The sequence below is a fragment of the Bradyrhizobium altum genome (genome assembly GCF_020889705.1).
GTDB classification, from domain to species: Bacteria; Pseudomonadota; Alphaproteobacteria; order Rhizobiales; family Xanthobacteraceae; genus Bradyrhizobium; species Bradyrhizobium altum.
Genome location: NZ_JACMYP010000415.1, coordinates 1 through 5,005 on the forward strand (window position 1 = coordinate 1; position 5,005 = coordinate 5,005).

Annotated in this window: 6 protein-coding genes and 2 pseudogenes; 6 read left to right on the plus strand and 2 right to left on the minus strand. The window is 59.2% G+C overall.

Going from position 1 to position 5,005, the window contains the following annotated elements; all coding sequences use genetic code 11:
- The 4 genes from H8B02_RS45145 to H8B02_RS45160 form a co-directional block, all read left to right on the plus strand.
- Positions 1 to 147: transposase domain-containing protein (locus H8B02_RS45145; RefSeq protein ID WP_229172198.1), on the plus strand; the 147-nt coding region annotated here is incomplete at its 5' end.
- Positions 144 to 746, plus strand: a complete 603-nt coding sequence (locus H8B02_RS45150; protein ID WP_229172194.1) for a plasmid pRiA4b ORF-3 family protein — start codon at positions 144 to 146, stop codon at positions 744 to 746. The genes H8B02_RS45145 and H8B02_RS45150, both read left to right, overlap by 4 nt.
- A 313-nt stretch (positions 747 to 1,059) precedes the next feature.
- Positions 1,060 to 1,305 carry a hypothetical protein gene (locus H8B02_RS45155; RefSeq protein ID WP_229172195.1) on the plus strand — a complete coding sequence of 82 codons (246 nt, stop codon included), beginning with the start codon at positions 1,060 to 1,062 and terminating at the stop codon, positions 1,303 to 1,305.
- Between the two features lie 124 nt (positions 1,306 to 1,429).
- Positions 1,430 to 2,599: a M24 family metallopeptidase gene (locus tag H8B02_RS45160; protein WP_229172196.1), complete on the plus strand. Its 1,170-nt coding sequence runs from the start codon at positions 1,430 to 1,432 to the stop codon at positions 2,597 to 2,599.
- An 879-nt stretch (positions 2,600 to 3,478) separates the two neighbouring features.
- Here the strand turns inward: H8B02_RS45160 and H8B02_RS45165 are convergent.
- Positions 3,479 to 3,826 (minus strand): hypothetical protein, encoded by a 348-nt coding sequence (locus H8B02_RS45165; protein ID WP_229172197.1) that lies wholly within the window; start codon positions 3,824 to 3,826, stop codon positions 3,479 to 3,481.
- A gap of 57 nt (positions 3,827 to 3,883) precedes the next feature.
- Positions 3,884 to 4,267, minus strand: a pseudogene (locus tag H8B02_RS45170) (ATP-binding protein); the annotation flags it as partial.
- A 48-nt stretch (positions 4,268 to 4,315) separates the two neighbouring features.
- On the opposite strand from H8B02_RS45170, the gene H8B02_RS45175 reads away from it, so the two are divergent.
- Together H8B02_RS45175 and H8B02_RS49230 are read left to right on the plus strand one after the other, a co-directional pair.
- Positions 4,316 to 4,582, plus strand: coding sequence for a hypothetical protein (locus H8B02_RS45175; protein WP_229172199.1), 267 nt, complete (start codon positions 4,316 to 4,318; stop codon positions 4,580 to 4,582).
- 114 nt (positions 4,583 to 4,696) lie between these two features.
- A pseudogene (locus tag H8B02_RS49230) lies at positions 4,697 to 4,939 on the plus strand (ATP-binding protein); the annotation flags it as partial.
- Positions 4,940 to 5,005 lie beyond the last annotated feature (66 nt).

Here is a 5,005-nt window from a genome sequence, read left to right on the forward strand (position 1 = left end):
AAGCTCAATGGCGTCAGTGCCGAGCACTGGCTCGCTGATGTTCTCGCGAAGCTCGTCAATGGTTGGCCTGCGGCGCGACTGGACGAACTGCTCCCTTGGGCGTCGATCTACACGATGCATGCACACGATCCGAGGCTGGCGGCATGAGCCTGAACACGACCGCGGTCCGGATCAAGGTGACCCTCAAGGACGTGAAACCGGAGGTGATGCGATGCCTTGTCGTGCCGCTCACGCTGCGCCTTGATCGGCTGCATCTGACGCTTCAGGCGGCGTTTGGCTGGACGAACAGCCATCTCTTCGAGTTCCTGGCCGGCGAAGCACGTTGGGGTATCCCTGATCCCGATGGAGATTTTGGCCCTCAGCCCATCGATGCCCGCAAGACGCGGCTCTCTAATATCGTTCAGGAGACCGGCGCGAAGACGATCCATTATCTCTACGACTTCGGCGACAGCTGGGATCACGTGATCAAGCTTGAAAAGTGGTTCGACAACACGACAACGGAGGGACTTCCGTTCTTGCTCGAGGCCGCTGGCCGTTGTCCTCCGGAAGATGTCGGCGGTGCGCCAGGCTATGCCGAATACCTCGACGCCATCAGCGACCCCACCCATCCGGAGCACGAACATATGCGCCTCTGGGGCCCGGAGCAGTTCGATCCCAACGTCGTCGACCGGAAGGCGCTTGAGGCCGCTGTCAATGAATTGTCCGACATATGGAAGCCGCGCCGGCGCACCACGCGCTCAAAATAAACGTCAAGCGCCAATCAAATGGGTCTCAGAGCTACGCTTACGTTGCGGCGCATGGTATCGAACGGGTCATTTGATAAGCTCTCGAGACTCGGCTTTGGCGGCACCATGCGCCGCTATTCCGAGCGTCTTCGGCTAAATCCTGCGACAAATTTCGGCTATTTGCAGTTCGGCTGCGCCCGATGAAGAAAAGTCGAGAGCTTTCGCCGGTTAGCTGCTGCTAGCCTGGGTCGAGAGGCCAATTCGCCCCAGCACAATCGAGATCGCCATGGGAACTCCTACGAATGGCTTACTGTCCGACGAAGGGCGGAAGACGATGATCGAATGCTCCACGTCATGCATCGCGAGCCGAGCTTTCCAACAGCAAAGAATACCTGAAGCGCTACTGATGATTGATCTGACAGGCGCACAAACCTTTCACAGGACTGGTCTCTATGTCGACATCGAAGGCTTGGCAGCTGGACCCAAGCGCAGCGTTGCCGTTCGCGCCGACATCGATGGCCCGCCGATCGAGGAGGCCCGGGAAGACCTGCCGCACCGTTCGCAGGCCGCTCGATCGTGATCGTCGCTGTCGGCTGTCATGCGCTCGCATCCGCTTCTCTCACGAAACGGATGCGCACCAGTCACAACACATGACCGTCTCAATCTCGTTGAAGAACGAAGGACCGGATAGAAGGAGTTAAGTCATGGCAATGCCAAAAGGCTCACAAGCGTTTCCCCGCAGCGAATATCTGCGCCGTGTATCAGCAGTTAAGTCCGAAATGGAGCGGCGCGAGGTTGATGCGCTGGTGGTCACGAACCCAGCCAACATCACCTATCTTTCCGGATATACTTCGAAATCCGGCTATGTCCCGCAGGCTTTGGTTGTTTCCGCTAGCGATGAAGAGCCCACCTTCGTGACGCGTCGTATGGATGCGCCAGCGGCAATCCATCAGATGTTTGTCGATCGCAGCCGAGTGATTGGCTACCCGGAAGCCCTAATCGCCAACCCGGAGCGGGACGGCTACGATGCGATAATCGACTTCATTCTGGACAAGGGCTTGGCCCACAAAGGGATCGGGCTGGAGGCAAAGTTGCTGTCGGCTGCGACTGAAGAGAAGTTCAGATCGAGAGCTGGGCAAGCGAAGCTCGTCGACTTTACCAATGTGGTTGCCTGGATCAGGGGCGTCAAATCCGATCTGGAAATTGCAGTGATGCGCGAATCTGCTGCCATCGCCGATGCCGGAATGCTGCGGGCGAAAGAAGTTATTCGGCCGGGTGTGCGTGAGGCTGATGCAGCCGCTGAGATCATTGCTACGCTGGTACGTGGTGCCAACGGAAAGCCGGGCACCGATGTGACGAGCTTCTTTCTCTGCGCCTCACCGCGCACGTCCACGTGTCACATTCGCTGGACTGAGGACGTGTTCCAGCAAGGTTCACAGATCAACCTCGAATTTGGCGGCGTGCGTCACGGCTATGTCTCGGCCCTGATGCGAACGATGTCGATCGGCAAGCCGTCAGATCGCTTACGTCGCATTCACGAAGGTGAGGTGGCCGGTCTGGAAGCCGCGCTTTCTGCGGTCAAGCCTGGCGCGAGGTGTGGCGATGTCGCCGCGGCGTTCAATGCAACACTCAAAAAGCATGGGTTCGAGAAGGAGTCACGGTGCGGCTATGCCATGGGGATCGATTGGACAGAGCCGACGGCGAGTCTCAAGGAGGGTGATTCCACCATCCTGAAGCCAAACATGACGTTTCATCTGATGCTTGGCAACTGGATCGACGAAGAGTTCGGCTATGTCATCAGTGAAACGTTTCGCGTGACAGAATCCAGAGCAGAGTCGTTCACCAAGCTACCACGCGAGATTTTTGAAATCTGAATTGGTCAAACCATCACCGGCCAGGCCGGCGATTGCTAACGAATGGGACACCAATGCGCACGGATTCGGCCAACGCGACTCCGGAAGCGGACGCTGGAGTCAACTACGCGCGCCGTCAACGTCAACCCGCACGCGTCTGTTGGTTTCTAGCCGACCGCGAGGCCAACCAGTAGGTTCTCGCGATGTAGCAGCCCCCCGATCGAGTTCATGGCGTCATGTCATATCACGGATTGCCGAGCCGTCTGCCTGCCCAACTACCAGCAGCTCACGACTTCTTCGTCAACTGGACGCCTGCGATGTGACCTCCGATCCTCGCGGTCCGGAGATTTTTATGGGGCGTAAAGAAGTTCATCGTTAGCACGTGCCCTTAGCTGCATAGATTCCGGATGGAACTACACGCCGCATGTGAGGTGATCGCGGCGGGCGAGCGCCATGATCTCGCCCCAATGGCCGTCAGACGCGACGATGGTCGGCTTGGTGAAATCCGTCGAGAAAGGGCCTCAAGCGCGTCGAATTTGAGCGGAACGACCTCGCTGATTGCACAGATCAATGTTGACATATCATTAATGCTGAGAGGTTGTGGACACCGGCCATGGTCGACTATGTCGCCTATCGATGGGCCGACAAGGGCGGCTGTGGTGTGGTGAACCCTGTACTCTCGACTTTTCGGGTGGAGCCACACTAACCCAGCGGGTAACGGTGCCGTTTTTTAGCCGGTGAGAAATGAATGGAGATCAATTCGAAGAATGCGGTCGACGTGTTGCGCTGAATCCACGGGGCGGAGATCTGCCACGGCCAGTGGATGTTGAGTTCGGTCGCTTAGTAAATCCCCGATCCCAGGAAGCGGCTCCGTTGTTGCAATCTTGTTTCAGGAATAACCTAAAATTGCAGAGCATTGCTTTTGGCCCTTTTTTGCGCACGATACATTGCGCGATCAACGACGGCGTCTTGGGAATATCGAGGTTCCTCATTGACGAGAATGTTGACTGGGCCTTTATGGGCCGAGATCGAGTGTTTACGTTTGCGGATTCCGATGATCTCGCCCGGGTGTACCGATTTGATCTCGCCCAGGATTCCGAGATGATCTCGCCCACCATTCCGATTTGATGTCGCCCGGGGCGCGAGGCATTCTGGCTGTTTGGTTTCTGGCATCGGTGAAGCCGCGGGGTCAACCTTGAATCGCGGCTTGAGGCCCTTCTTCGTCTGCTGTTGGTCTGCTGTGGGCATGTGGGCAACGCTCTTTGCGTTGTCCAAGCGCAGCGGTATGTCCACAGCGCTACTGGCTCAGGCCTTTCGATCGGGTTTGCGGGTTCGCCGCAGGCTCTCGCCGTTGAGATCGATCCGGTGGGCGTTGTGGACCAGGCGGTCGAGGACGGCATCGGCGTAGGTGGGATCGCCGATCAACGCGTGCCATTGATCGACGGGGAGCTGGCTGGTGACGGTGGTGGAGCGGCGGCCGTAGCGGTCCTCGAGGATCTCGAGGAGGTCGTGGCGGGCTGCGGCGTCGAGCGGCTCGAGGCCCCAGTCGTCGAGGATGAGCAGATCGATGCGGCCGAGCGCCCGCAGGAGCCGCGGGTGGCGGCCGTCGCCGCGCGCCAAAGCGAGATCGGTGAACAGCCGCGGGACACGCTGATAGAGCACGGAGCGATTGTCGCGGCAGGCCTTGTTGCGCCGGCTAGACCATCGAGCGATGCCGCGGCGATCGGGCCTGCGACGTTGGCACTGTGCAATCTTATCCTCGACGAGCGGCCGCATCCCGAGCAGGGCTTCCGCGCCTGTCTCGGCATCATCAGGCTCGCCCGATTCTATGGTCGCGAACGGCTCGAAGCCGCCTCCGCGCGTGCGATCGACATCAGCGCGCGCACCTACGGCTCGGTCAAGTCGATTCTCGCCAACAACCTCGATCGTCGTCCCGCACACAGGCCCGCAGACGGGACTGCGATCGTCCATGCCAACATCCGCGGGCCGCGCTACTACAATTAGGAGAACAGACGTGTTGACCCATTCGACACTCGATCAGCTTCACGCACTTGGCCTGCATGGCATGGCCAAGGCCTTCGTTGATATCCAAGCCTTGGGCGAAGCCAATGGCCTCGGTTGGAGATTCTCGAAGATCGCTACGGTTGTCGATCCACCATCGTCACCAGCCAACTCCCGGTGGACCAGTGGCACGCCCTCATCGGTAACCCCACCTATGCCGATGCCGTGCTCGATCGCCTCTGCGGCGACATCGAAGAGGCGCAGAGCAGTGGGTACGGGACATTGCTTGCCGCCCCCCCCCGTGTTGGTCCATTGGCCGATGCTGCACAAGACGGCGGCTGGACGGTAAGAGCCGCATGAGCGGAGACGTTCACGTCCGGATCTGTGAGCGCCTGGGGGTGAAAAACTCCCCCCGGGCGACTCGAC

Coding starts and splice junctions, on each gene's coding strand:
- H8B02_RS45150 (WP_229172194.1), top strand. CDS start 144: ATGAGCCTGAACACGACCGCGGTCCGGATCAAGGTGACCCTCAAGGAC.
- H8B02_RS45155 (WP_229172195.1), top strand. CDS start 1,060: ATGATCGAATGCTCCACGTCATGCATCGCGAGCCGAGCTTTCCAACAG.
- H8B02_RS45160 (WP_229172196.1), top strand. CDS start 1,430: ATGGCAATGCCAAAAGGCTCACAAGCGTTTCCCCGCAGCGAATATCTG.
- H8B02_RS45165 (WP_229172197.1), bottom strand. CDS start 3,826: ATGCCCACAGCAGACCAACAGCAGACGAAGAAGGGCCTCAAGCCGCGA.